This window comes from Sphingomonas sp. CFBP 13603, assembly GCF_014892665.1.
GTDB lineage: Bacteria > Pseudomonadota > Alphaproteobacteria > Sphingomonadales > Sphingomonadaceae > Sphingomonas.
The window spans coordinates 357,519-383,905 of the sequence record NZ_JADBIA010000002.1; the positions used below are offsets into that span (position 1 = coordinate 357,519).

The 26,387-nt window shown below is 66.0% G+C and carries 18 protein-coding genes and 1 tRNA gene; 14 read left to right on the forward strand and 5 right to left on the reverse strand.

The genetic code is table 11. The annotated features are described in order from the left end of the window. Positions 1-326 precede the first annotated feature (326 nt). Both recJ and IFR23_RS04540 read left to right on the forward strand, forming a co-directional pair. Positions 327-2,078, forward strand: coding sequence for a single-stranded-DNA-specific exonuclease RecJ (gene recJ, locus IFR23_RS04535; protein WP_192974866.1), 1,752 nt, complete (start codon positions 327-329; stop codon positions 2,076-2,078). Between the two features lie 61 nt (positions 2,079-2,139). Further along, a tRNA-Glu gene (locus IFR23_RS04540) sits at positions 2,140-2,214 on the forward strand. Positions 2,215-2,394: 180 nt separating this feature from the next. Here the strand turns inward: IFR23_RS04540 and IFR23_RS04545 are convergent. Next, a complete protein-coding gene (locus IFR23_RS04545) occupies positions 2,395-3,846 on the reverse strand; it encodes an FAD-dependent oxidoreductase (RefSeq protein WP_197978279.1) in 1,452 nt (483 codons plus the stop codon). 114 nt (positions 3,847-3,960) lie between these two features. Between IFR23_RS04545 and IFR23_RS04550 the strand changes: the two genes are divergently transcribed. Beyond that, positions 3,961-4,386 carry a MarR family winged helix-turn-helix transcriptional regulator gene (locus IFR23_RS04550; protein ID WP_244655443.1) on the forward strand — a complete coding sequence of 142 codons (426 nt, stop codon included), beginning with the start codon at positions 3,961-3,963 and terminating at the stop codon, positions 4,384-4,386. Positions 4,387-4,967: 581 nt separating this feature from the next. On the opposite strand, the gene IFR23_RS04555 is transcribed toward IFR23_RS04550, so the two are convergent. Further along, a complete protein-coding gene (locus tag IFR23_RS04555) occupies positions 4,968-5,699 on the reverse strand; it encodes an SDR family NAD(P)-dependent oxidoreductase (protein WP_192974868.1) in 732 nt (243 codons plus the stop codon). 66 nt (positions 5,700-5,765) lie between these two features. Between IFR23_RS04555 and IFR23_RS04560 the strand changes: the two genes are divergently transcribed. The 4 genes from IFR23_RS04560 (at position 5,766) to IFR23_RS04575 (ending at position 8,260) form a co-directional block, all read left to right on the forward strand. Continuing rightward, positions 5,766-6,170: a winged helix-turn-helix transcriptional regulator gene (locus IFR23_RS04560; RefSeq protein WP_192974869.1), complete on the forward strand. Its 405-nt coding sequence runs from the start codon at positions 5,766-5,768 to the stop codon at positions 6,168-6,170. Positions 6,171-6,416: 246 nt separating this feature from the next. Continuing rightward, complete coding sequence (locus tag IFR23_RS04565; protein ID WP_192974870.1) at positions 6,417-7,088, forward strand: DUF6445 family protein; 672 nt, start codon at positions 6,417-6,419, stop codon at positions 7,086-7,088. A gap of 103 nt (positions 7,089-7,191) precedes the next feature. Next, a complete protein-coding gene (locus IFR23_RS04570) occupies positions 7,192-7,428 on the forward strand; it encodes a hypothetical protein (RefSeq protein ID WP_192974871.1) in 237 nt (78 codons plus the stop codon). 16 nt (positions 7,429-7,444) lie between these two features. Continuing rightward, the gene (locus IFR23_RS04575) at positions 7,445-8,260 is read left to right on the forward strand and encodes a glycoside hydrolase family 16 protein (protein ID WP_192974872.1); all 816 of its coding nucleotides are present in this window, start codon (positions 7,445-7,447) and stop codon (positions 8,258-8,260) included. Here IFR23_RS04575 and IFR23_RS04580 read toward each other — a convergent pair. Both IFR23_RS04580 and IFR23_RS04585 read right to left on the reverse strand, forming a co-directional pair. Beyond that, on the reverse strand, positions 8,257-9,489 hold the full coding sequence (locus tag IFR23_RS04580) for an MFS transporter (protein ID WP_192974873.1): 1,233 nt from the start codon (positions 9,487-9,489) through the stop codon (positions 8,257-8,259). The two genes, IFR23_RS04575 and IFR23_RS04580, sit on opposite strands and share 4 nt — an antisense overlap. Before the next feature lie 349 nt (positions 9,490-9,838). Then, the gene (locus IFR23_RS04585; RefSeq protein ID WP_192974874.1) at positions 9,839-12,097 is read right to left on the reverse strand and encodes a beta-glucosidase; all 2,259 of its coding nucleotides are present in this window, start codon (positions 12,095-12,097) and stop codon (positions 9,839-9,841) included. A gap of 202 nt (positions 12,098-12,299) precedes the next feature. Here IFR23_RS04585 and IFR23_RS04590 point away from each other — a divergent pair, with 202 nt between their 5' ends. From IFR23_RS04590 to IFR23_RS04620, 7 genes are all read left to right on the forward strand, one after another. Beyond that, the gene (locus IFR23_RS04590) at positions 12,300-15,347 is read left to right on the forward strand and encodes a TonB-dependent receptor (protein WP_192974875.1); all 3,048 of its coding nucleotides are present in this window, start codon (positions 12,300-12,302) and stop codon (positions 15,345-15,347) included. 334 nt (positions 15,348-15,681) lie between these two features. Beyond that, positions 15,682-17,277 (forward strand): tryptophan halogenase family protein, encoded by a 1,596-nt coding sequence (locus tag IFR23_RS04595; protein WP_192974876.1) that lies wholly within the window; start codon positions 15,682-15,684, stop codon positions 17,275-17,277. After that, positions 17,277-17,987, forward strand: a complete 711-nt coding sequence (locus tag IFR23_RS04600) for a SapC family protein (protein WP_107962661.1) — start codon at positions 17,277-17,279, stop codon at positions 17,985-17,987. Before IFR23_RS04595 ends, IFR23_RS04600 begins: the two co-directional genes overlap by 1 nt. Then, a complete protein-coding gene (locus tag IFR23_RS04605; protein WP_192974877.1) occupies positions 17,980-19,011 on the forward strand; it encodes a cupin-like domain-containing protein in 1,032 nt (343 codons plus the stop codon). Before IFR23_RS04600 ends, IFR23_RS04605 begins: the two co-directional genes overlap by 8 nt. Then, positions 19,008-20,519: a tryptophan halogenase family protein gene (locus IFR23_RS04610; RefSeq protein ID WP_192974878.1), complete on the forward strand. Its 1,512-nt coding sequence runs from the start codon at positions 19,008-19,010 to the stop codon at positions 20,517-20,519. Before IFR23_RS04605 ends, IFR23_RS04610 begins: the two co-directional genes overlap by 4 nt. Before the next feature lie 10 nt (positions 20,520-20,529). After that, entirely contained in the window at positions 20,530-21,603 is a 1,074-nt protein-coding gene (locus IFR23_RS04615; protein ID WP_192974879.1) for a LacI family DNA-binding transcriptional regulator, read from the forward strand. A 703-nt stretch (positions 21,604-22,306) separates the two neighbouring features. After that, positions 22,307-25,216, forward strand: coding sequence for a TonB-dependent receptor domain-containing protein (locus IFR23_RS04620; protein WP_192974880.1), 2,910 nt, complete (start codon positions 22,307-22,309; stop codon positions 25,214-25,216). A 158-nt stretch (positions 25,217-25,374) separates the two neighbouring features. On the opposite strand, the gene IFR23_RS04625 is transcribed toward IFR23_RS04620, so the two are convergent. Next, positions 25,375-26,178, reverse strand: coding sequence for a hypothetical protein (locus tag IFR23_RS04625; RefSeq protein WP_192974881.1), 804 nt, complete (start codon positions 26,176-26,178; stop codon positions 25,375-25,377). Positions 26,179-26,387 lie beyond the last annotated feature (209 nt).

Below are 26,387 nucleotides of genomic sequence, written 5' to 3' on the forward strand. Positions count from 1 at the left end.
CCCTCCCCGTTCGTCCTGAGTAGCCGTCGAGTAGCTGCGTCCGCAGCGTATCGAGACGGCGTATCGAAGGACAGGTGGGTGGCACGGAACCGATGCTTCGATACGCGCCCTCGATACGCTTCTACAAAGCTACTCGGTCGCTACTCAGCACGAACGGGGGAGGGGGCGTCCCTCCCTCATTGTTTCCCCGCGAAGGCGGGGACCCAGACTGGGCTCCCGCCTTCGCGGGAGAACATGACGCAATGGGTGCATGCGGTGGCAAGATCGCCTAACAACGCGCCCCCTCCCCGCTCGACAATCCCCCCACAGCCACTACGTCCCAAGGCATGACAGTTCTCGGCGTAACCTCCTCGATCCTCGGCCAGCCCTGGCGTTGGCGAGCCCTAGCGGCTGACGGCCGGGACGGCTTTACCGGCGACGACCTCGTCACCCAACTCCTGCTCGCGCGCGGCTGCCCCCGCGAGGCGCTCGACGCGCACCGCACGCCGTCGATCCGCGCGTTTATGCCCGACCCGTCGATCTTCCGCGACATGGACCGCGCCGCCGAGCGCCTCGCCGACGCCGTGCAGGCGCACGAACAGGTCGCGATCTTCGGCGACTACGACGTCGACGGCGCCACCTCCGCCGCGCTGATGGTGCTCGTGCTGCGCGATCTCGGCATCGAAGCCCGCCCCTACATCCCCGACCGTCTGCTCGAAGGCTACGGCCCCTCGGGCGAAGCGCTCGTCCGCCTCGCCGGCGAAGGCGCCACGCTGATCGTCACGGTCGATTGCGGCGCGCAGGCGTTCGACGCGCTCGACGCCGCCCGCGACGCGAAGGTCGACGTGATCGTCATCGACCACCACAAATGCTCGACCGCGCTCCCGCACGCGCTCGCGCTGGTAAACCCCAACCGCCTCGACGAGACCGAAGGCGCCGCGCACGGCCATCTCGCCGCGGTCGGCATGTGCTTCCTCGCCGCCGCCGCGCTCGTCCGCACGCTCCGCGCGCGCGGCTTCTTCAAGGACCGCGCCGAACCCAAGCTGATCGACCTGCTCGACATCGTCGCGCTCGGCACGGTTGCCGACGTCGCACAGCTCCGCGGCCTCAACCGCGCGTTCGTGTCGCAAGGCCTCAAGGTGATGGGCGCACGCAAGAACATCGGCGTCGCCGCGCTGATCGAGGCCTCGCGCCTGACCCGCAACCCGACCTGCACCGACCTGGGCTTCGCGCTCGGCCCGCGCATCAACGCCGGCGGCCGGGTCGGTCGCGCGGACCTCGGCGTCCGCCTGCTGACCACGCAGGACCCCGATGAAGCGCGCCAGATCGCCACCGAACTCGACCGCCTTAACGAAGAACGCCGCGCGATCGAAACCGCCGTACAAGAAGCCGCCGACCTCCTCTCCAGCCGCGACCGAGCGGTCGCCGTCGTCGCCGGCCACGGCTGGCACCCCGGCGTGATCGGCATCGTCGCCGGCCGCCTCAAGGAGAAGCTAGGCCGCCCCGCGATCGTCATCGCGATCGACGAGAACGGCATCGGCAAGGGCTCCGGCCGCTCGATCCCCGGCGTCGACCTCGGTGCGGCTGTGATGGCAGCCCGCGAACACGGACTGCTGGTGGCGGGCGGAGGCCACGCGATGGCCGCCGGCCTGACGATCAGCGAGGCCGCGATCCCCGCCTTCACCGACTTCCTCGAAGAGCGCCTTGCCGCCGCTGTCGAACGCTCGAACGGCGACCGAGCGCTCCTGCTGGACGCAGTGCTGGCAGCCGGCGGCGTCAACCCCGGCCTCGTCGAATCGATGGAAGCCGGCGGCCCCTACGGCATGGGCTGGCCAGCACCGCGCGTCGCGATGGGCCCGGTCCGCGTCATCAAGGCGGATATCGTCGGCAACGGCCACGTCCGCACGATCGTCGCCGGCGACGACGGCCGCAGCATCAAGGCGATGGCCTTCCGCTCGGCCGAGAGCGCCCTCGGCCAGGCGCTGCTCGGCGCCGCCCCCCACCGCAAGCTCTGGCTCGCCGGCCGCGCGAAGATCGACGACTGGTCCTCGCGGCCCTCGGCCGAACTCCATGTCGAGGACGCGGCATGGGCGGACTAAATTCTTGTATCGAAACGCTTGACGCCCCGCCCCCTTCCCCTTAGTCGGCCTCCACCACGCAGGCCCCTTCGTCTAGCGGTTAGGACGCGGCCCTTTCACGGCTGAAGCACGGGTTCGATTCCCGTAGGGGTCACCATAGTTGGGTTTCCAAGCACGCAGCGGTGAATGAGGCTCGATTGTCTCACGGCGACAATGACGCCAACTCTGCTGGCAAGGCTGGGTACGGCTGTTTTCAGCACGGGAAACAGCTTGGCTTCGGCATGCCACCCACCCTCTCACGATCGATAAGGCGGCAGGACGTGCGATAGATAGTCGGTCATCGCGTGCGTCTCGCCCGGTCCGAAGCATGCCCCGACATAGCCGTCCGGACGAACGAGACGCCGTTCGCCTTTCGCCAAGCCCAGTTGGCCGTTGTCATCGCGAAGCTGCCATCGCCGTCGATCGTCACGACGTTTACCCCGGCACGCGCCGGCACGTCCGCATCGCCGGCATCGCCCGCGACCAGCAACGTCCAGTGCGGACCAGCTAGCAGATCGTACAGGCGGCGAGGCTGCCCGGCGGCGCCCCGCAGCACGGAGTCGGGCATACGGTCGCCCGGCTGGATACCGTTCGAGCGCTCGGACATTCCGAATGCGAGCGACGAGCCGCGATACTTGAGATCGAGCTGGTGCACCTCCCGGCCGCGGCGCATGCCGCCGTGTCTGGCCTTGTCGAGCAGCCCTGCCGCTAGCCCCAGCATCCCGGCGGCGACAGGTCGACGCTCCTCCTCGTACGTATCGAGCAGCACCGGCGGGGCGCCGGCCAGCACCGCTGCCAGCTTCCACCCGAGATTATAGGCATCCTGCACGCTCGTGTTGAGGCCCTGTCCTCCCGTCGGCGGATGGATATGCGCGGCATCACCGATCAGGAAGACGTTACCGACCCGGTAGTGTTCGGCGAGCCGCGCGTTCATCGCATAGGCCGATGCCCAGTGAACCGCGCGGACGCGGATGACTGCCATGGATAGGCGCTCGTCGATAAACGCCTGCAAGCCCGCAACGGATAGGTCGGCCTCACCATCGAGCGCGATCGGTGCCTGCAATTGGAATATGTCACCATGCGGCAAGGGGCAGAACGATATCTGACGCGCCATGTCGCCTCCATTGAAACGATGCCACACGTCGCGGCCGAGGCCGTCGATCTCGATATCGGCGACGATGGCACGGACACCGAGCGTCTTTCCCGGAAACTCGACGGACAATGCCCGGCGGACAAACGAGCGACCACCATCCGCGCCGATAAGATACCGACACCGGATCGTCTGGATACCATCCGTGCCAGCGATGCTGGCCACGGCCGCGTCTCCGTCGTCGACAAAGCTGACCAGTTCCACGCCATACTCGACCCGGCCGCCTAGCTCGACGATCCGATCTCGTAGCACGGCCTCCGTACGAAATTGTGGAACGAGCAGGGGCATCCGATAGGGCTCGCCATCGGTGCTCGCTGCGATGCTGAACTCTTGCGTATCCTCGAAGCCTCCGTCGATCCCGTAGACGCGCTGCGGCGGATAGAGGCTACCAGCCGCGGCGATCCGGTCGACGAGACCCAGGTCTTCGAAAACCTCCAGCGTACGCGGTTGAATCCCCTTGCCCCGCGAGCCTTGGAACGGTCCGTCGAGCCCGTCGATCAAACGGAACGTCACGCCGCGGCGCGCGAGATCAACCGCGAGCGTCAGGCCAGCAGCCCCCGCCCCCACGATCAGGACATCTACGTTCAGATCGGATTGCATCATCGGACTCCTATGTGTATTTTGCATACATCTCTGGAGAAGCAGGTCGTGTCAACAAACAAAGTGCATAATGCACATATTCGGGAAAATCTGCCGTCGTTGCATCGTGCGTTGATGGAGATCGTCAGCGTCATCAATCGGCCGGAGCAGGATGCGGCTATGCTCGACGCGGCAGGGCTCAGCCTCGAGCGCGCATTGTTCCCGCTGATCGTGATGGTCGAGCGCCTGGGACCAATCGGCGTCGTCGATCTCGCGAGCAGGGTCGGGCGTGACTACACCACAGTCAGTCGCCAGATCGCCCGATTGGAGGAATTAGGCCTCGTCACGAGACACCCTGGCGCGACCGACCGCCGTGTCAGAGAAGCGCGGATCACCCCGCAGGGAAAAATTGCGACGGATGCAGTGGACCGCGCGCGGGAGACAATGGCTCTGACGTTGTTCGAAGATTGGAGTCGCGAAGAATTCGACGATTTGACGATGCTGCTGGAAAAATTGGCGCAAGGTCTGATTTTGAAGCCCGCGTCGTCCCCACCCAAATGAAGTCTGACCGGCTTCCCCTGAGTGTAGAGCACCCGCATAGAGCGCGCACGCCGCGCCTTTAATAGGAGCCCCGCAGCGGTGGGAAGTTTTCAATCGCCAGCCATAAAAAGCTCTTGCCGATGATGAATGCCAACACGATTCCGTGGTAGTACCCGCGGGCGATGATGGCCGGAATCGACAATATTGCGCTTCGCCACGGTGCGCGACGAGCCCTGGCTTACACGCGGGCCGAACCGATGATCCGCTGTATCGAAGAGGCGATCCGCGACCATCGTCGACGCACCGGTGACATCGACGCAATGCCCCACGTAAGCAACTTGGTGACATTATGCGCGGCACGACGTCTGTCGGCCGCGCGCGGCGGGCCTGTCTCTCACAGTACAGTGGTCCGCGCTCTCAAGCTCATGGGCTTGCGGTAGCCGGTCCTGTGAACGGCAATGGCGGCGCCACATCGAACGATCTCGCCGCGTCCACCGATCCAAACTCGCCATCCCGGAGCAGAATCAGGCTTCCCGATTTCCGACGGACATTCAATTTGCGACCGTGGCTAAGCGGAACCGTCCCGGCAGGCATGCCCAGGCTCAGACCTGCGTCATCCCGCCATCGACGCACAATTCGGCACCGGCGATGTAACTCGCATCATCGCTCAGCAGGAAGACGACAGCCGCGGCCACCTCGTCCGGTCGCCCCATGCGGCCGAGCGGGATCGGCGCGGTCAGCGCCGCGCGCTCGGCATCCGACACGGCCGCCATCATTGCCGTATCGGTCGGTCCTGGACTGACCACGTTCACGCGGATACCGCGCGGTGCCAGTTCCGCCGTCCAAGTCCGGGCATAGGATCGCAGCGCAGCCTTGGTCGCCGAATAGGCACCGCGGGTCGGCACGCCGATCGCATCGGCGATCGACCCGATCAGCACCACCGCGCCTCCCTCGCCCATCGCGCGCACGGCTGTTTGCAGGGCGAACACCGGGCCGCGGACGTTGACCGAGAAATGCCGATCGAAATGGTCGAGCGTTTCGTCGGCCAGCGACGCAGCTTCCGAAATTCCGGCGTTCAGCACCAGCGCGTCGATGCGGCCATGCGTGTCGCGAACCGTCGCCACCGCGCGGGCCATATCCGCGGGAATGCCCGCGTCCGCGACAAGTCCGACCGCACCGTTGCCGATCGCGCGCGCCGACGCCGCGACCTCGTCAGCGTCGCGCCCGGTGAAGACCAACGTCGCGCCGTCCGCGGCCAGCCGTTGACCGATTGCCAGCCCGATCCCCTTCGCCCCGCCTACGACCAGCGCCACCTTGTTCGTCATCGATACCATCGTGGAATCCTTCATCCGTGATGGCAGGCTAGATATACTGATTATATCTGCTATCAATAACGCACCATGAATAGCCTAGATATCATCGCCGATACCGACCTTGGCGCGACCGCGCAGCGGACGGTATCCGAGTCAGCACAGGTGCGTCCGGTGCTCGACAAGATCGCGGACAAGTGGACGGTCATGATTCTGACCGTGATCTGTCCGAAGCCAGCGCGATTCAACGAGATCAAGCGCCGCCTGGATTGCATCACGCACAAGGCGCTCGCCAACTCGCTCAAGCGGCTGGAACGCAACGGCCTGGTCACGCGCACCGTCTTGCCGACGAGCCCTATCGGCGTCGAGTATGCGATCACGCCGCTCGGCCACTCGCTACGACAACCATTCGAAGCACTCTACGCCTGGGCGCTGAACCATGGCGGTGCCATCGAGGAGGCTTCGCGGGCGTACGATCGTGCAAGGGAGGAGTGACCGTCCGGCTAGGTCGAGCGCTTTATAACACCCAGTGCCAACCGGCTGTGGCGTCATATGTCGCGCTGAGCGAGCCGAGGACTTCGATTTCATCGCGCAACGATTTGTCGGCGGGGTCTCCCCACGTGCCGAGCTTCACGTAAACCCGACCCGCGTGCCGCGTTGCAGTCCACCAAAATCACTACGATCATCGGATGCGTTTACATTGGCGCTGTGGCAGCAACCGGCAATGGACGACGAGCGGTCATGACGACGCACAATATCACCAGACGACGTATCGGGGCCGAGGCGGAGCCACTCGTCATCATCGACGGCTTCGCCGGCGATCCCGACGGGTTGCGCGCAGCGGCGGCGGAGGCCGCGTTCGTTTCCGCGGGGCAGCATTATCCCGGCATCCGCGCGGCCCTTCCCGATACGTATCTGCGCGATCAGCTTCCCGTGGTCGCACGCGCGCTGGGACGGGAGTTCGGACCGTGCCGCCGCATCCGCGTCGTCGATGCGCAATTCTCGATGGTGACGATCACGCCCGAAGCGCTCGATATTCGGCAACGTCTGCCGCATGTCGACGCGTACGGGCGCGACCGGATCGCGCTGATCCATTACCTCTCGCCGACGATACGTGACGGCACCGCGTTTTTTCGACATCGCAAGACCGGGTTCGAGACGATCGACGAGACGCGCGCGCCCGCATTTTTCGAATCCCTCGGCCACGAAGTCGAAGCGACGCCGCCCGACGGGTATATCGCCGGCGATACGGCGCTGTTCGAACGCACGGCGCTGGTCGATGCGGCCTATAATCGCGCTTTGCTGTATCGAAGCTACGTCCTGCACAGCGGCGCGATCGCACGCGGTGCGCCACTCTCCGCCGATCCCGCGGCAGGGCGGCTGACGGTCACTGCGTTCCTCGCGATCGAATGAGGGCGGTTGAGCCAGGGGTTCGCTTGGCCTAATCTAGTCGCGCTACCGGACCGCGCCGCACCACGCGGCGATGGTTCCGGAGCGGATATCGGGGAGGCCAGCCTTGAACCACACGCGCCAGGCGTTTCTCGAAGGCGTCGGCGGAACCGGGCTCGTCGGAGCGTTCCCGACGGCCGCAGCAGCCGAACCCGAAGCCATCCCGGATTTCGGCTCCAACGTCATCATCGTCGATCCGAATATGCCCGCCGCCACCGTGCAGGCGCGCGTGGACGCCATTCTCCGCGACCAGGAGCGCGCGCATTGCGGCGCCGTCCGCCAGACGCTGGTCCGATATCCATGAACACGAGGACCACCGCATGATCCTGCTGATACTCGCCGCGCAAGCCGCCACGCTGGGTGCGACCAACTATGGCGCCACCGCGCCGATGCCCGCGCCCAAGGGCAAGCCGAGCTTTGCCGACGAATTCGACGGCAAGGCGATCGACCAGAGCAAATGGCGCTTCGACACGTCGCGCAACGCCGAGGGCTGGTACAATCACGAACGCCAATATTACGCCAAGGACCGCGCCGAGAACGCACGGATCGAGGACGGCGCACTGGTAATCGAGGCGCGGCGCGAGGCGCTGGACAAGTCGAAGTTCGCTGATTGGGGCGGCCAGGCCTATACCTCCGCCAAGCTCGTCTCGCGCCAACCGCGCGGCTACGGCTTCTACGAAGTCCGCGCGAAGCTGCCCTGCGGACGCGGCAGCTGGCCGGCGATCTGGTTGCTTCCGTCCGGCGGCACATGGCCGGACGAGGGCGAGATCGACATCATGGAGATGGTCGGCTGGGACGCCGGCACGATCCACGCGACGCTGCACAGCGGCGCCTTCAACCACGTCAAGGGCACGCAGCGCGGCGCCCAGACGCACGTCGCCACCGCGTGCAGCACCTATCACCGCTATCAACTCGACTGGCGGGCGGATGCGATCACGATCGGCGTCGATGGCCGCGCGGTCATGCGCGTCGCCAACGATCAGCCCGGCGGCAAGGCGGCTTGGCCGTTCACGCGTCCGTACGAGCTGATCCTCAACCTCGCGGTCGGCGGCGACTGGGGTGGCCAGAAGGGGATCGACGACGCCGCCTTTCCGCAGCGCATGGCGGTCGATTACGTCCGTTACTGGCGCCGCTAGCGTCGACCGCGCGCGGCGAGGATGATCCCGCCGCCGCACAGCGTCAGCGCCGCGAGCACCAGCATCACCGCATCGAAATCGGTCGGCGTCGCGAGCGCCCAGGTCAGCGTCGGCCCGAGCAGCCCCGGCAGCGTGTTGGTCAGGTTGAGCAGTCCCAGGTCACGGCCGCGGTGCAGTGGGTTCGGCAGCAGCTGCATGGCGAACGACGCGTGCAGCGCGAGGAACACCGACGCCCCCGCGGTATAGACGCAGAACGCGACCGCGCCGCTCGTAAAGTCGTTGGCGAACGCCATGCCGCACAGTCCGGACGCGGCAACGATGGTGGCGGCGAACAGGAACGGCTTGGTCCGCCCGGAACGATCCGCCAGCCGTCCGATCAGCACCGCGATCGGCAGCGGCACGGTGTACGCGACGATCATCACCATCCCCATCCGCGCCGCAATTCTGCCCGGTGCCACCGACGGCGCGATGCTTTCGAGATAGTAGAAGAGATAGACGAACAGCGCACTACCGGCGACCTGCACGAACAGCCGTGCGCTCCACGCGAGCGCCAGATCCCGGCGCAGCACCGCCTCGATCGGCGATGTCGGACCGATCCGCGCGATCGGTTGCGCCGGTGTCAGCAACATCGGAACGATGCAGCACGCGACCACGACCGGCACGATCGCAAGCCGCAGCGTTTCGCTCAGCGACGCGGTCGCCACCAGCAGCGCCGCCAAGGCCGATGCCACCGGACTCGCCATCGCCAGCAGGCCGCCGGCCACGCCTTTCTGTGCATCAGGCACTTCGTCGGCCATGATCGCGAGCAGCGGCGCGAGCACCGCGTTCACCGCCACCTGGAACGCGACGACTGCCAGGATCAGCGCAATCGGCGTACTCGCGACGGCCATCGCGGCGTAGGCGATCGCGGTCGCGACGAAGCCTCCGGCCAGCCAGCGCCGGCGCCCCCCGCCCCGCGCGACCGATCGATCGCTCAACCACCCGAACGCGATGTTCGACACGCTAGCCGCCAGCGCACCCGTAACGACGATCACGGTGAGAACGTCCAGCCGCCCCGCCCCCCCGATCGCGGTAACGACCGCGTCGACCTTGATCGGCAGCAACAGCGTCAACAGCGGGAGATAGCCGACGACCCCACCCACATAGGCGAGCGCGAAGACAAGCAGGAACAGGGTCGAACGACGATCGGCGCCAGGCGCGGAAACGCGGGAAGCGGGAAGACGCGCCATGCCCTATCCCTAAGCTGCGGGAGGCGGGACAGGCAACCGCTTGGCCGTTCGATCGGCGGATCGGCCGGGCATTCGATCAGTCTCGGTCGCACCCGCGTCTTGTTCTCCCGCAAAGGCAGGAGCCCAGGCTGGGTCCCCGCCTTCGCGGGGAGACATGCGCATCGAGGGCAAGCGTACGGTGACGGTTGCCAATCTCTGCAATCCTCCCCCGCCAGGGGGAGGTGGCGCTGAAAGCGACGGAGGGGGAGGACAGGGAACGATAGTTCATCGCGTACCGCCCCCTCCGTCTGGCAAGCGCCAGCCACCTCCCCCTGGCGGGGGAGGATTTCGGACCCGGACAGAAAAAAGACTACGGCTTCATCGTCGCCGCATCGAGCCTGGTCGTAACAACCAGCGCCCGGTCCTGCGCATCATGCGCGAGCGCCACCCGGTAGGCACCCCCCGCAATCCGCCAGCCGGGCAGCGTCGTGTCGTAATCGGCGACGATGCGCGGTTCGGCGGTCAGCGTGACTCGCCGCGTCTCCCCCGGCTTCAGCGTCACACGCGCAAAGCCCGCGAGCCGCATCGGCGTGGCCGAACCGTCGCGCGCGACGTACATCTGCGGAACGTCCGCCCCTGCCCGCTTGCCCGTGTTGGTGACCTCGAACGTGACGTTCAGCGATCGCCCACCCGTCACTACCGGGTTGCGATAGGTAAAACTGGTGTAGCTCAGCCCGTGCCCGAACGCGAAGAGCGGACGCTGGCGCTGCTTCTCGTACCAGCGATAGCCGACGTTCGCGCCTTCGACATAGTCGACCGGAAAGCTCTCGAGCCGGAAGGTCGATGCGTTCGCGGGGTTTGCAGCGGCCTGCGCCTCGACCGACGTCAGCCGGTCCAGCCCGACCGGTGCTGCGCGCGGCGCCTGCGATGCCGCGGCGGGGAAGGTGATCGGCAGCCGACCCGATGGAGAAACCTTGCCCGTCAGGATGTCGGCGATCGCCTCGCCGCCACGCTGGCCCGGATACCAGGCCTGGAGCACCGCCGGGACCGATCCGATCCACGGCATCAGCACCGGCCCGCCGGTTTCGAGCACCGCGACCGTTCTCGGCTGCGCCTTTGCGACCGCGGCGATCAGCGCATCCTGGTTATCGGGAAGCGACAAGTCGGGAACGTCCTGCGCCTCGGTCGTCCACTGCGTCGCGAACACGATCGCGATGTCCGCCGCCCGCGCCGCGGCGGCCGCTGCCGCGACGTCCTTCCCGTCGACGAACGTCACGGTCGCACCGGGCAGCGCGGCTTGCAGCGCCTTCAGCGGCGACGATGCGTGATAGGTGTAGCGCGCGAACGACATCGCCGCGCCCGAGGTCAGCGGGATCTCGATCGGTGCGCCACCGACCGAGCGGACCTGGCTCGATCCGCCGCCCGACAGCACGCCGACGTCCGCTCGCCCACCGATCAGCACGATGCGCTTGGCGGTCCGCGCCACCGGCAACAGGTCGCCATCGTTCTTGAGCAGCACGATGCCCGCCTCCGCGGCGCGCTGCGCGACCTCGGCATGCGCGGCATAGGGCGGCGTCTGCACGCTGGCCGGGACCGGGTTGTCGTACGCGCCGGTCTCGATCAGCCCGGTCAGATAGCGCGCGATCATGTCGTCGAGCCGCGCGACCGGTACCGCGCCAGATTGGACCGCAGCCTTCAGCGGCGCGGCGAAGTACATCGCCTTGTCGAGCTCCTGCCCCGATTGCTGGTCGAGCCCCGCATTCGCCGCCTTCGCGGTAGAATGCACCGCGCCCCAATCGCTCATCACCCAGCCGCGATAGCCCCAGTCGCGCTTCAGCACGTCGGTCATCAGGTGCCGGTTCTCGCACGCCCAGTCGCCGTTGATCTTGTTATAGGCGCACATCACCGATCCCGGCCGCCCCTTTTCGATCGCGATCTGGAAGGCAAGCAGGTCGCTCATCCGCAAGCTCGCCTCGTCGATCCGCGCGTCGACTACCATCCGCCCGGTCTCCTGCGCGTTGAGCGCAAGATGCTTCACGGTCGACACGATGTGGTTCGACTGCACCCCGGCGATATGCGCGCCAGCCATTTCCCCCGCCAGCAACGGGTCCTCGCCCAGATACTCGAAATTGCGACCGTTCCACGGGTCACGCGTCAAATTTACCCCGCCCGCCAGCAGCACGTTGAACCGCTTGGCGCGCGCCTCCGCGCCGATCATCGCGCCGCCCGCGCGCGCGATCGCGACGTCGAAACTCGCCGCGGTCGCGAGGCTGGACGGCAGCGCGGTGGCGACGTCGCCCTTGCGCTGTTCGACCTGGTTCGCAACGCCGAGCGACGCATCGCTCTCGCGCACCAGCGGGATGCCAAGCCGCGGAATACCGTCGATATGCCCGGCCGACGGGATCAGTTCATTGGCGGTCTTGCCGGCGGCCATCGGCGGGAACAGCCCGTGCGCCAGCGCGATCTTCTCGTCGAGCGTCATCCGCGAGACGATAGCCTGGGCCCGCGTGCGAGCATCGGCATTGGCGGCGATCGTGGTGCCGGGCTTGCCCGCATCCCGAGCATCGACCGCCCCTGCGAGTGCGAGCAGCGATGCCCCCAACAGCATCCCGTAAAACCTGTTCGACATCCTTGCGTCCTTTCCTGATGCGGCGACCGCTCTCGAAGGCGGTCGTCCGGCGGCGTGTTGCGCCATAGCCACTATCAACAGCATATTTTGAGAACGTTCACAACGGTAGCGCTACCGTGCTTGACACCGTTCCGTCCAGGGAGAAAGTGAACGTTCACGGGACAGGCGCAGGTCATAGCGTCGTCTACAGGGGAGGATTACCATGCGTAGCTTCGCAGCTCGCTCGCTTTCGCGTTTCATCATCGGCACGTCGGCGCTGGCTCTTGTCGGCATACCCGGTATCGCCATGGCGCAGGACGCGGCCGCAACCGTCGGCAATCCAGGGCCGTCGGACATCGCACCACAGGCCACCCCGACCGACCCCAACGCGACCACCGACGATATTGTCGTCACCGGCATCCGCGCATCGTTGCGTGAAGCGATCGACATCAAGCGCAACGGCCAGGGCGTGGTCGACGCGATCTCGTCCGAGGACATCGGCAAGTTCCCCGACACCAACCTCGCGGAGTCGCTCCAGCGCATCACCGGCGTGTCGATCGACCGCTCGAACGGCGAAGGCTCGACCGTCACCGTCCGTGGCTTCGGCCCCGAGTACAACCTCGTCACGCTCAACGGCCGCCAGATGCCGACCTCGACGCTCGGCGATGGCGCCAGCGCGCCCGCATCTCGCTCGTTCGACTTCGCCAACCTCGCCTCCGAAGGCGTCGCCGCGGTCGAGGTCTACAAGACCGGTCGCGCCGCCATACCGTCGGGCGGCATCGGTTCGAGCATCAACATCCGCACCCCGCGCCCGCTCGACAAGCCGGGCACGCGCGGCAGCATCGCCGCCAAGGGCGTGCTCGACAGCTCGCGCAACGGCAAGGACCAGATCACCCCCGAAGTGTCGGGCATCCTGTCCACCACCTTCGCCGACGACCGCATCGGCGTGCTGTTCAGCGGCGCGTACCAGCGTCGCAAGGCGAGCAACAACTCGGCGAGCGTCGGCTTCCGCGACGGGTTCCTCGGTGCGGAGAACAACTGGGGCACGCTCGCGCAGCCCGGCACGCCCGGCGCCGCGAACATCACCAATCGCCCCGGTCCGACGGACGTCTACGAGATCCCGCAGAGCGCCGCCTACGACGTCATCGACATCGATCGCGAGCGCATCAACGGCCAGCTCGTGTTGCAGGCCAAGCCGACCGACACGCTGACCGCGACGCTCGATTTCACCTATTCGAGCAACAAGGTCGAGGTCCGCGACAGCAGCGTCGGAATCTGGTTCAACTTCGGCGACACGCGCAGCGCGTGGACCGACGGCCCCGCGGCCGGCCCGCTCTTCTATTCGGAGAATTTCGCGCCCGGCAAGGATCTGTCGTACAGCAGCTCGCTGACCGCGAACAAATCCGAGAACAAGTCGATCGGCGGCAATCTCACCTGGGAAGCGCCGGGCAACGTCACGATGTCGCTCGATGCGCATCACTCGACCGCGGTCTCGAAGCCGACCAACGATTACGGCAGCAGCACGTCGATCGGCGGCGCGATCTTCGGCGTCCAGTCGCAGACCGTGAATTTCGAGAAGGACCTGCCGATCATCTCGTACCAGATGTATCCGGGGATCGATCCGCTCAACGCCGCGCTGATCACGCCGACCGGCAACGCGTTCCGCAACGCCTATTTCAAGGACGAGATCAACCAGCTCCAGCTGAAGGGCCATTACGACCACGACGGCGAGTTCCTCGACAGCATCGACTGGGGCTTCTCGTACGTCGACAACAAGGTCCGCTCGGCCTACGGCTTCATCCAGAACGAGACCTGGGGCGGCATCGATCCGCGCGGCGCCTCGTTCGGCGCGGCCGCGGTGCCCGACGATTTCTTCAACCTCACCAGCATCCCCGACAAGTTCAAGGGCGTCTCGGGCTCTGGCAATCCGGCGATCCCGCAGTCGATCTACACGTTCAATTTCGAGCAGATGGCCGAATTGCTGCGCTCGCAGTATAATATCTGCAGCGCGCCGCAGACCGGCGTCGCCGCGCCCGGCACCTGCCTTGCCAACTACACCAACGATCGCCGAATTCGCGAGCAGACGATCTCGCCGTTCATCCAGTTCAACGGCAAGTTCGACGTGTTCGGCCGGCCCGCGCACATCATCGGCGGCGTCCGCTACGACGAGACGCAGGTGAACTCGTCGGCGCTGGTGCCGATCCCGAACGGGACGCGCTGGACCGGCGCGAACGAATTCGCCCTCACCTATGGCGCGAACTCGTTCACGTCGCTGAAGGGCAAGTATCACAACTGGCTGCCCGCGGTCGATTTCGACATCGAACCGGTCCGCAACGTCAAGCTGCGCGCCTCGTACAGCCACACCATCACGCGCGCGGATTACGGCAGCCTCCAGGGCGGCCTGAACATCGACTCCAACCCGCGGATCGGCGGCGGCACGGGCAGCCAGGGCAACCCGAACCTGGTCCCGTTCAAATCGAAGAACATCGATCTGTCGGCGGAATGGTATTACGGCCCCGAAAGCTACATCTCGGTCGGATACTTCACCAAGGACGTCGAGAACTTCATCGGCACGACGCAGCTCAACACGCCCGCGTTCAACCTGCGCAATCCAGGCTCGGGCCCGCGCTATCGCCAAGCGGTCGCGGCGCTGGGGACGACGGACAATCTGCGCGTCCGCGATTACATCCTGCGCAACTTCCCCGCGTCGTCGCAGGTCACGGGCACCAGCGATGCCGGCCTGTTGAACGGCAACATCTTCGGCCTGCCCGAGGACGATCTGTTCAACTTCCAGCTGAGCCAGCCGTTCAACAGCGACCAGACCGCCAACATCAACGGCTGGGAATTCGCGATCCAGCACCGGTTGTGGGAAACCGGCTTCGGTGTCATCCTGAACTACACGATCGTCAACGGCGACGCGAAATACGACAACACGCTCGACCCCAATGTCGGCCAGTTCGCGCTGACCGGGCTAAGCGACAGTGCCAACGCGGTCGGCTATTACGACAAGAACGGCATCCAGGCGCGCGTCGCGTATAACTGGCGCGGCGAGTTCTACGCCGGCGGTGCGTTCGACCCGACCTATGTCGAGGCGTATGGCCAGGTCGATGCGAGCGCGAGCGTCCAGATGACCAAGGGGCTCGCGGTGTTCGCCGAAGCGATCAACCTCACCGGCCAAGGCCGCCGCGGCCACCGCCGCTCGGACAATTTCGTGACGTTCGCGCAACCGGGGTATGCACGCTACTCGGCAGGCCTCCGCTTCAACTTCTGAGTTGAAACCTTACGATCCTCCCCCGCAAGGGGGAGGTGGCTGGCTCTTGCCAGACGGAGGGGGAGGAAGGGGTAACCTCTGTTCCGTGTTCCTCCCCCTCCGTCGCCTTCGGCGCCACCTCCCCCTGGCGGGGGAGGATCGCAGGGTATGGACGGCCTCGAACCGCTCCGTCACCCTGACGAAAGCCAGGACCCAGAGCCAATGAGGACCGTCTTCAGCTACCCTGGGTCCTGACTTTCGTCAGGATGACGACGAAGGATGACGGCCAAGGATGGCGCACCCGCCGCGGACGGAGCAAGTTGGCAGGCACAGATAAGGGAACAGGCAGCAGACGATGGCCACGGATAACGGCCCCGGAGTAACGAGCGACCACCCGATCACAAACATCGTGGTCGTCGGTGGCGGTACGGCCGGCTGGCTCGCCGCGTGCCTGATCGCCGCGCGCGCCGATCGCCGCGCGCAGCGGCCGCTCTCCGTTACCCTCGTCGAGTCCCCCGATGTCGCGACGATCGGCGTCGGCGAAGGCACATGGCCGACGATGCGCCGCACGCTCGAACGGATCGGCATCACCGAAACCGACTTCCTCGTCGCCTGCGATGCCGCGTTCAAACAGGGCTCCCGGTTCGACGGCTGGCGCACGGGCGCGGCCGACGACAGCTATCTTCACCCCTTCACCGCCCCCGTCGACGGCGACCCGCGCGATCTCGTCTCGGCGTGGTCGGAGCATGGCGGGCGGTTCGCGGACATGGTCGGCGCGCAGGGCGCGATCTGCCACCACGACCTCGCACCGCGCCAACGGGCGATGCCCGATTACGCCGGCACGCTGAACTATGCCTACCATCTCGACGCTGGCAAGCTCGCCGCGCTGCTGACGCGCCACGCAACCGAACGGCTCGGCGTGCGTCACGTCCGCGACCACGTCGTCGGCATCGACGGCACCGAGGACGGCGACATCGCCGCGGTCCGCACGCGCGCGTCGGGCGCCATCGCGGGCGATCTCTTCCTGGACTGCACCGGCCATGCCGCGCTGCTGATCGGCGACCATTACGGCATCGCCACGATCGACCGCGGCCGCGAACTGTTCAACGACCGCGCGCTCGCCGCGCAGGTGCCGGTCGCGGCCGGCAGCCCGATCGCCTCGCAGACCAACGCGACCGCGCACGCCGCCGGCTGGATCTGGGACATCGGCCTGCCCACCCGGCGCGGCATCGGCTCCGTCTATTCGTCCGCGCATCTGAGCGACGATGCCGCGGCGGACACGCTTACGCGCCATATCCGCGCCACCGCGCCGGACGCGCCGTTGCCGACGTTCCGCCAGCTCAAGTTCCAGTCGCGCCACCGCGTGAAATTCTGGGAGCGCAACTGCGTCGCGGTCGGGCTGTCCGCGGGGTTCCTGGAGCCGCTCGAAGCCTCGGCGATCGTGCTGATCGAACTGTCGCTCGACGCGCTGCTCGACAATTTTCCCAGCTACCGCGGCGCGATGGATATCCACGCGACGCGCTTCAACGCGCTGTTCCGCTATCGCTGGGACCGGATCGTCGAGTTCCTCAAGCTGCATTACGTGCTCAGCGAACGCGACGAACCCTATTGGCGCGACCACCGCGACGCCGCCTCTATCCCCCCGCGCCTCGTCGAACTGCTGGCGCTGTGGCGGCATCAACCACCGTCGCGCGCCGATTTCCCGATGATCGACGAGATCTTCCCTGCCGCGAGCTATCAATACGTCCTGTACGGCATGGGCTTCCCCGTGCCGACGCGCGGCGCGATCGCCACCGCGGATCGATCGCGGACGGAAGCCTTGCTGGCGCAGGTCGATCAGCGCAGGCGTATGCTCGCTGCTGGACTGCCGACCAACCGCGCCTATCTGGATGCCCTGCGGCATGCGACCGCCCCTGCGATGGAATTGCCTGCGATGGAACCTATAGCCTGATGCCCGACCACGTCATCCTCACCGCCGAAGCCCACCGCGACCTGCGCATCCGCACCGAGCGCACGCCCGCGCTAGGCGATGCGGTGATGACCTGCATCACCGTCCCCAGCGAGTTCCGCCGCGTCCAGACGCACTATCCGATCCTGTTCCAGCTCGACCAGACGCGCGACAGCTTTACCGCGCTAGCAATGTTCGGGTTCGAGCCCGGCGAGAACCTGTTCCTGGGCGACGCAGGATGGGACGCGCGCTATCGCCCGCTCGCGATCGACAGCCAGCCGTTCCTCGTGGGGCGCGGCGCGGGCGACGTCCGCCAGGTTCATATCGACATGGCCAGCCCCCGCATCGGCACAAGTGAAGGCACACGCGTATTCGACGATACCGGGCGGCCGACGCCGTATCTCGAACGGATCGCCGATCAGCTCCGCGCGCTCGACACCGACTATGTCGCGTCCGCCGACTTCTTCGCCGCGTTGCGCCGCTACGAGCTGCTCGAACCGCTGACCATGGACGTCACGCTAGACGATGGCGCGAAGAACAGGCTCGTCGGCTATCACGTCATCGACGAAGATCGGCTGGTCGCGCTCGACGATGCCGCGGTCGCCGACCTCCACGCCGCCGGGCACCTGATGCCGATCTTCATGGCGCTCGCGTCACTCGGCAACATCGGCGACCTGATCGCGCGAAAGAACCGGCGGATGACGCGTGGCTGACGCCGATCCCGGTATCTTTGCGACCATGCCGCGCATCCGCGAGATCGAGATCCGCGATCCCGCAGACTTGGACGTGCATCTGCGCGAGGCGACCACGCCGTTCATCGTGCGTGGGTTGATCGCGGATTGGCCGATGGTCCGCGCGGGACTGCAATCGTCGCGGGCGGCACGCGACTATATCCAGCGCCACGCCCGCGACCTTCCCTTCGCGGTCTCCGTCGCGATGCCCGACAGCGGCGGGCGACTGTTCTACGATGCCGCGCACGCGATGAACTTCCAGATGCTCCGCGCGAAACTGCCCGAGATCTTCGCGCGGATCGACGCCAACGAAGGCGCGACCGACGCGCATGCCATCTATCTCGCGTCGATCGACCTGCACCAATTCTTCGTCGGGCTGCACGAGGCGAACCATGTCGAGCTCGGCGACCGCACGCCGCTCGCGAGCATCTGGATGGGCACCCGCACGCGGATCGCCGCGCATAACGACGTGCCCGACAATCTCGCCTGCGTCGCGGTCGGGCGCCGCCGCTTCACGGTCTTCCCGCGCGACCAGTTCCGCAATCTTTACCTCGGCCCCGTCGACAACACGCCCGCCGGGCGCGCAGTCAGCATGGTCGATTTCCACGATCCGGACTTCGCCGCGCACCCCCGTTTCCGACAAGCGATGAAGCACGGCCAGGTCGCGGAACTGGAAGCTGGCGACGCGCTCTACATCCCGGCGATGTGGTGGCATCACGTCGAGGGGCTGTCCGACTTCAACGTGCTGGTGAATTACTGGTGGCGCGAGACGCCGCGGTGGCTAGGCCAGCCGCAAAATGCGCTCAACCACGCGATGCTGGCGATCCGCGACCTCCCCGCGGACGAGAAGACGCATTGGCGCGAGATGTTTGATCATTACGTCTTCGCCAACCGCCCCGACGTCACGGACCACATTCCCGAGGCGGCGCGCGGCGTGCTCGCGCCGCTCACCGCCGACACCGCGGGTCGCCTCCGCGCCTTCCTTTTGAGAGCGCTCAGCCGATGACCGAACACCCTATACGCCGCGTCGTAATCGCCGGGGGCGGCACCGCTGGCTGGATGGCCGCCGCCGCGATCGCGCGCACGATGGGCAGCACGATCGAGCTCACCCTGGTCGAATCCGATGCGATCGGGACGATCGGCGTCGGGGAATCGACGATCCCGCCGATGATCACCTTCAACCGCCTGCTCGGGATCAACGAAGCCGAGTTCATGCGCGAGACGCAGGCGACGTTCAAACTCGGCATCCTGTTCGACGACTGGAAAGACCGCGGCGAAAGCTATTTTCACTCGTTCGGGATCACCGGCAAGGATCACTGGTCCGCGGGCTTCCAGCATTTCTGGCTGCACGGCCTGACCAAGGGCCACGCGCAACCCTACGACGATTACTGTCTCGAGCTGCGGGCGGCGTTGCAGGGCAAGTTCGCGCACCTGCCCGACGACCGGATGAACTATGCGTACCAGCTCGATTCGACGCGCTACGCCAAGTTCCTTCGGAAGATGGCGGAGGCCGACGGCACGCGCCGCCTCGAAGGCCGGATCGCGCAGGTCGAGCTGAACGGTGAGAGCGGTGATATCGCCGCGCTGGTGCTCGAGTCCGGTATGCGGATCGAGGGCGACTTGTTCCTCGACTGCACGGGGTTTCGCGCGTTGTTGATCGAGGGCGCGCTGCACGCCGGATTCGACGACTGGACGCATTACCTGCCGTGCGATTCCGCGATCGCGATCCAGACCGAGAGCGTGCGGCCTGCCTTGCCCTATACGCGGGCGATGGCGCATGATGCGGGCTGGCAGTGGCGCATCCCGCTCCAGCATCGCACCGGTAACGGCATCGTCTATTGCAGCCGCTATCTCGACCGCGACGCCGCGCTCGACCGGCTGCTCGGCAATATCGAGGGCAAGACGCTGACCGAGCCGAACGTGATCCGTTTCGTGACGGGTGCGCGGCGGCAGCAATGGCACCGCAACTGCATCGCGATCGGCCTGTCGGGCGGGTTCATGGAGCCGTTGGAATCGACCAGCATCCACCTGATCCAGCGCGCGGTACTGCGGTTGCTGCGGCTGTTCCCGTCGGGAGCGGTGAGCCCCCGCGACGTCGCCGAATTCAACGACCAGCAGCATACCGACATGCTGCAGATCCGCGATTTCCTGATCCTGCATTACAAGGCGACGAACCGCCGCGACAGCGCGTTCTGGCGGCAATGCGCGGCGATGCCGATCCCCGCCTCGCTCGAACAGAAGATCGAGCTGTTCCGCGAAACCGGCCGCGTGTTCCGCAAGAACGAGGAGCTGTTCGCGGAGAACAGCTGGGTGCAGGTGATGCTGGGGCAGGGCATCGTCCCGCGGAGCTATCACCCGATCGCGACCAAGCTGCGCGACGACGAACTGGCGCGGCTGCTCGGCGGCTTGCGCGACGGCACCAACGCGACCGTCGCGGGGTTGCCCGAGCATGCTGAGTACGTCGCGCGCTACTGCGGCACCGCCCCCGCCCCCTCACCCGTCCTCGCAGCCTGAGTTCAGACGCATGGCACGGCGACGTCAGGCGGTAACGATCAAGCATGTCGCGGCGGATGCGGGCGTGTCGCTGCAGACCGTCAGCCGCGTGGTGAACAAGGAATCGGGTGTCCGGCCCGAGATGATGCAACGCGTCCAGGCATCGATCGACAAGCTCGGCTACGTCCCGTCGATCGCCGCGCAACGCATGGGCGGATCGCGTTCGTACCTGATCCTCGCGCTGAACGATCGCGAGCGGACGATCGCGGACTGGCGCGCGCGGCAGGGCACCGACTGGTTCGACCAGATGATGCTCGGCGGCATGCTGACCTGCGCCGAGCACGGCTATCGCCTGATCGTCGAACTGGTCGACACGCATAGCGATCATATCGAGCGCGAATTGATGGCCGCGATCGCCGCATTGCAACCCGACGGCGTGATCCTGACGCCGCCACATTCGGGCAACCCGCTGATCATCGACCTGCTCGAGACGCAGGGCATCAGCTTCGCGCGGATCGGCTCGCTGACCGAAGGGCCCGGCATCCGGCTGATCATGGACGACACGCGCGCCGCCCGGATCGCGACCGAGCATCTGGTCGAACTCGGCCATCGCCGGATCGGCTTCATCGCCGGCCCCGACGAGTATGAACTGAGCGGGTGGCGCGTCGACGGCTGGCGCGCGGCGATGCTCGCGGCAGGCTTCCCGACCGATGGACTGATGACGCAAGGCGACTTCAGCCATGCCTCCGGCCGCGCCGCGGCGCAGGCGTTGCTGGCGCTGCCCGACCCGCCAACCGCGATTATCGCGAGCAACGATCAAATGACGCTGGCCACGCTCGAACTGGTGCGCGAACGGGGTTTGACGGTTCCGACCGATCTCTCGCTGATCAGCTTCGACGACACCCCGATCATCCGCCTGGCGCATCCGCCGCTGACCGCCATCGTCCAGCCGATCGCCGAAGTCACCGCGCAGGCCGTCACGCTTATCATCGCCGATCACGTCAACGGCCCCATGATCACGCCCCCGGTAACGGTATCCGCGTCGATGACGATCCGCGAGTCCACCGCACCGTGCCGCAGCCCGAGCCGGAACCTCTCCGATTGAAGCCGTTGCTTAGACGTGATGGCCGTTAGCCCCGAGCGATGCTGATTTCCTTGGTCACCACCTATTTTGACGCATTGGATGATAGGCCACTGGTCAACGGATCCTCGCGGAAAGAACGGCAACTGACCGTCGATCGCTGCCCGTAAGCGACAGGCCGGCATCCACCGGTCTTCCACGTTGGGCGAAAACTGCTGTTGAGCGCTTATTGCTCTTCGCCGGCGTGGCGCTTTTTACGACCCGTCGGTAGCTCCCTGAGACCGGTCATATCGTTGGGTCGGCAGATATCCGGAGAGATCCGCCGCGGATTGCGCGATGCGCTGGGAAAGCCGTGCTTGGCGCGCTGCGGCATTGAGCCACGCACAAAATTGTCGTGTTCATTCAAATCCTTAAGCGACTACCGACGCCACGGCCGCACACACAAACTTGGCTTCGGGTACCATGTGGCGCTCACCGGCGGGCCACAGGATGGCCCTCGATGTCACATCTACCCGTTCAAATTTCGACGGCCCGCCAAACCGTAGCCTTCTGCACGTTGTTCGGCGCTGCCGCCGCACAACCACGACGACCATAAATTACAGTATGTTGCAGATTTGCAACTTAGGTTGGAACTTCGCAACAAATCCGGGTGCCGGAACTGTCTTTCTATTGCAGCGCACCACTTTTTCCGGGAGGTAGCGACTGGTTAATAAGGGGGCTTACGACCATGATGAACCGAACCTTGCTGCGTGCGGGCATATGCCTGCCGGCGATGCTTTTCGCCGCGGCTTCCGCCCGTGCTCAGGCGGTCGACGTTGGCCCCACCGCGGCCGCGAGCGCTACGAGTAACGAGGCGGCGGACACGCCCGACGACATCATCGTCACCGGGTCGCGCATCCGTCAGAGCCCGCTCGAACAGCGCTCTCCTGTCGTCACGCTCGATTCCGCAGCGCTTGCGCAGACCGGCCTGACCTCGGTGGCGGATATCCTTCAGCGCCTCCCCAGCGCTGCCGGTGGGTTGAACACCAAGGCGAACAATTCGGGTAACATCGGCAACCCGCAGGATGGCGGCGGTGTCGGTGCTGGCTCGGCCGAGATCGACCTGCGCTACCTGCTGGCCAAGCGGACGCTCGTGCTGGTCGACGGGCTTCGCTACGTCAATGGTGCGTCGGCGAGCGGCATTCCCGGCACGGTCGATCTGAACACCATTCCCAACAGTTCGATCGAGCGGATCGAGGTTCTGCAATCGGGCCAGTCGCCGCTGTACGGTTCAGATGCCATTGCCGGCGTCGTCAACATCATCACCAAGGCCAGCCAGAAGGGGCTGCGCATGTCCGGCCAGTTCGGTACGTACCGCGCAGGCGATGGCCATTCCTACAACGGCGACATCAGCTACGGCGTGAAGGGCCCCAACACATCGCTCGTCTTCGGCGGCAGCTATGTAAAGGAAGGCAGCGTGCGCACGAGTGATCGGGCCGGGTCGCAATTCCCCAATCCCGGGCAGACGACCTGCCTCGATCCTCGCGGTGGTTGCTCGGGCGCGGCCCTGGGCGGTCGCATCGTCTTCAACGCCGGCAACGCCATCCGTCCGCAAGGCGGCACGCTCACGGTTCGCCAGAACGGCCTGACCAGCCGCGGAGTCTACGATCCCACGCTCGCTGGCGGCGATTTTCGCGCGTTCACCGCCGCGGACCGGTTCAACTTCGCACCGTTCAACTATTACCTGACGCCGTCCGAACGCTACGGTGCGTTCGTCAGCTTCAAGGGTGACCTCGGCTCGGGTATCAACCTGCGGGTCAAGACGGTGTACAATCACCGCAATTCGCAGAACCAGGCCGCTTTCCTGCCCCTGAACGTCGGCCCCGATGCGGGGACCGGGACGCTCACCGATCGGATCTCGATCGACGCGACCAACCCGTTCAACCCCTTTGGCGTTACCTTGTCGGCTGGTGGACCCGGCCAACCCCCGGCGAACTACGCGTTGGTCGGACGCCGTCTCGTCGAGGGCGGGCAGCGCACCTACAATCAGAGCGTCGATACGATGTCGGTCACCGCGACGCTGGACGGCAAGTTCCAGGTCGGCGGGAAGACGTTCTACTGGGACGTGAACGCGGTCCAGGGCTTCAACGACGCCAAGCAGGTGTTCACGGGCAACATCAACACGCAGCGCCTCGCGCAGGCGCTCGGCCCGCTCGCGCAGTGCACGGGCGAGTGCGTGCCGTTCAACATCTTCGGCGGCGCAGGCTCGATCACGCCGCAGATGCTGGCCTTTGTCGGCTTTACCGAGCGCGCCAAGAGCAGCCAGGAACTGCGCGACTACACCGCCAACCTCACGGGTGAACTGTTCGACCTCCCCGCCGGTCCGATCGGCTTCGCGGTCGGCTACGAACATCGCTACCAGAAGGGATCGTTCACCCCGGATGCGTTGATCCAGGCCGGTTTCGGCGCCGACATTCCCGCGCAGGCGGCCAGCGGCGCGTTCAACTCGGACGAGGTTTACGGCGAAATCCGCGTTCCGCTGCTGAAGGACGTACCGTTCTTCAGTTCGCTCGAAGCCTCGGGTGCGGTCCGCCATGTGAACTATTCGATCAGCGGCAGTAACACGACCTATACCGGCACGGGTCTCTGGAAGCCGATCCCGGACCTGCTGCTCCGCGCCTCCTATGCCGAAGGGTTCCGTGCACCCAGCATCGGCGAGCTGTTCGGCGCGCAGTCGCGGTCCGATATCGGCATCCCCGATCCCTGCAGCAATATCGCCGGCTCCCGCTATCAGGCGTCCGCCACGGTGCGGGCCAACTGCGCGGCCAACGGCGTTCCGACAAACGGCAGCTATCAGGAGCCGATCGGCCAGCTCGGCGTGACGACGGGCGGCAACCAGGCGCTTGCGCCGGAAACCTCGAAGACCTGGCTGTTCGGCGGCGTGCTCAGCCCGGCGTTCATGCGGACAAGCGGCCTTGCCAGCCAGTTCACGCTGGAAGCCAATTATTACGACATCAAGGTATCGGGCGCGATCGCCTCGACCAACCCGCAGGTGACGCTGGCGCGGTGCTCCGAGGCGGGTGACGCGCTGAGCTGTTCGAACGTAGTGCGCAGCAGCAGCGGCCGCATTTCGAGCATCGTCGGCCTGCTGCAGAACATCGGGGAGATCCGCACGCGCGGCATCGACCTGACGCTCAACTATCGTTCGCCCCAGACCGGCGTGGGCATCTTCGGCCTGTCGTTGAACGGCAATCATCTCATGAAGTACAGTGAGACGACGCCAACCTCGACCGGGTTCAGCGCGATCAGCTATCGCGGCACGACCCGCGGTTCACCCGACCAGTCCTACCCCAAGTTCAAGGGAACGGGCGTGGTCAGCTGGAGCATCGCCGATGTCGAGGCGTCGTTCACCGGCCGTTACATCAACCATGTCCGCGAGAATACGGGCGCCCGGCTGGACAACACCTTCTACGGTGACGTGCAGCTGACGTTCTCGCCGGCCTTCCTGGACAGGAAGTTCGATTTCACGGCCGGCGTGCGCAACGTCTTCAACCAGGATCCGCCGGCGTGCACGACCTGCACCGGTCCGAACTATGATCCAACGACCTACGACGTGCCGGGGCAGTTCGGCTATCTCCGCCTCTCGTATCGGATGTAACGCGGCATCCGATCGGTTGGGTGACCTTCGTATGCGCTGACCGTACCCCGAGGAACGACGTCGTTCCTCGGGGTACGGTCGACCCACAGCCTTCCGACACCGTCACGTGAGCATTCCAAAGCCATGGAAGATGGCCTTGGTCACGGCGAGCACGGTGCCTAGAATTTGCGCGGCTCGTGACCGATCACGTCGCACGAACCGCGGAAGCCATAGCTGGCGGTTCCCTGCACGGTGATCCCGCCGGTGCGCCGGTCGATCACTATACGCGGCTTGTTGAGGCCATTCAGGCGGTAGCGAGCGCGGATGACGTCGGGGCCGGCGACGACGTCGTAGAGGTCCCACCAGCCACTGTTGCCGCGCGAATTGATCGGCGGGATCAGCGACCGTGGCAGACGAATGCGGCCGCCGCCGTCCCAGGTCTGCACCATCAGCGACGCGTCGAAGACTTCGCGGGTGGTCTGATTATAGGTGCCGTATTCGTAACGGTCGCGGTCGCGGTTCCAGGTCCATGTGGTACCGCTCGCGATGCCGCTTTTCGATCCGTCACCGAAGCAGACCAAGCCGAGCCCGACCGCGCGACCGTCGACCACGGGGCCGCCAGTGGGAGAGCCTGATCGGTTGTCGCCAGGCCGATACGGTGGACGCGAAGAGCTCGTCGTCGGCTTGAGCGTAGCGGGCTTGCGGCAGTCGGGCGCGGTCGTCGCCTGGATCGAGTCGTAGCGCCCTTCCATCGTCGCGATCGTCACGCACTGGCGACGACTGGCGTTCCACCAATAGGCGTAGCTGCGATCGTCGCCCTTCTCGGCCCGGATGCTGGTGTAGCCACGACGCTGAAGCTCCGCCTCCGCCTGACCGGCACGCGCCCCCACCATGTCCTCAAGGCCGGTGGACTGCGCCGCGGCGATCGCCGGCGCGAAGGTCGAGAGCAGAAGCGACACGGTGAGCGCAGTCGAGCTTTTCATGGCCGGCACGTGAGTTCCCCTGTTCGTCCCGCTCCGTCTTCCGACGGCACGCGCGCATTTTACGGTCGCGGCAGGACTGCGTCCATAACCGTAATTGGTTCACCACAACGCGATCCGACGCTCCGCGCGTCGTTCCAGTCAGCCGAGGCGAGGCACATCACGTCCCGCCGACTCACGTCGCAGATCGCGCATCACGCAGGACATCCGTT

Bases quoted from the DNA above. Each gene is read 5' to 3' on its own strand.
- IFR23_RS04575 (WP_192974872.1), top strand. From the start codon at position 7,445: ATGATCCTGCTGATACTCGCCGCGCAAGCCGCCACGCTGGGTGCGACC.
- IFR23_RS04580 (WP_192974873.1), bottom strand. From the start codon at position 9,489: ATGGCGCGTCTTCCCGCTTCCCGCGTTTCCGCGCCTGGCGCCGATCGT.
- IFR23_RS04550 (WP_244655443.1), top strand. From the start codon at position 3,961: ATGGAGATCGTCAGCGTCATCAATCGGCCGGAGCAGGATGCGGCTATG.
- IFR23_RS04545 (WP_197978279.1), bottom strand. From the start codon at position 3,846: ATGCAATCCGATCTGAACGTAGATGTCCTGATCGTGGGGGCGGGGGCT.
- IFR23_RS04615 (WP_192974879.1), top strand. From the start codon at position 20,530: ATGGCACGGCGACGTCAGGCGGTAACGATCAAGCATGTCGCGGCGGAT.
- IFR23_RS04620 (WP_192974880.1), top strand. From the start codon at position 22,307: ATGATGAACCGAACCTTGCTGCGTGCGGGCATATGCCTGCCGGCGATG.
- IFR23_RS04610 (WP_192974878.1), top strand. From the start codon at position 19,008: ATGACCGAACACCCTATACGCCGCGTCGTAATCGCCGGGGGCGGCACC.
- IFR23_RS04585 (WP_192974874.1), bottom strand. From the start codon at position 12,097: ATGTCGAACAGGTTTTACGGGATGCTGTTGGGGGCATCGCTGCTCGCA.
- IFR23_RS04595 (WP_192974876.1), top strand. From the start codon at position 15,682: ATGGCCACGGATAACGGCCCCGGAGTAACGAGCGACCACCCGATCACA.
- IFR23_RS04555 (WP_192974868.1), bottom strand. From the start codon at position 5,699: ATGGTATCGATGACGAACAAGGTGGCGCTGGTCGTAGGCGGGGCGAAG.
- IFR23_RS04590 (WP_192974875.1), top strand. From the start codon at position 12,300: ATGCGTAGCTTCGCAGCTCGCTCGCTTTCGCGTTTCATCATCGGCACG.
- IFR23_RS04600 (WP_107962661.1), top strand. From the start codon at position 17,277: ATGCCCGACCACGTCATCCTCACCGCCGAAGCCCACCGCGACCTGCGC.
- IFR23_RS04625 (WP_192974881.1), bottom strand. From the start codon at position 26,178: ATGAAAAGCTCGACTGCGCTCACCGTGTCGCTTCTGCTCTCGACCTTC.
- recJ (WP_192974866.1), top strand. From the start codon at position 327: ATGACAGTTCTCGGCGTAACCTCCTCGATCCTCGGCCAGCCCTGGCGT.
- IFR23_RS04560 (WP_192974869.1), top strand. From the start codon at position 5,766: ATGAATAGCCTAGATATCATCGCCGATACCGACCTTGGCGCGACCGCG.
- IFR23_RS04565 (WP_192974870.1), top strand. From the start codon at position 6,417: ATGACGACGCACAATATCACCAGACGACGTATCGGGGCCGAGGCGGAG.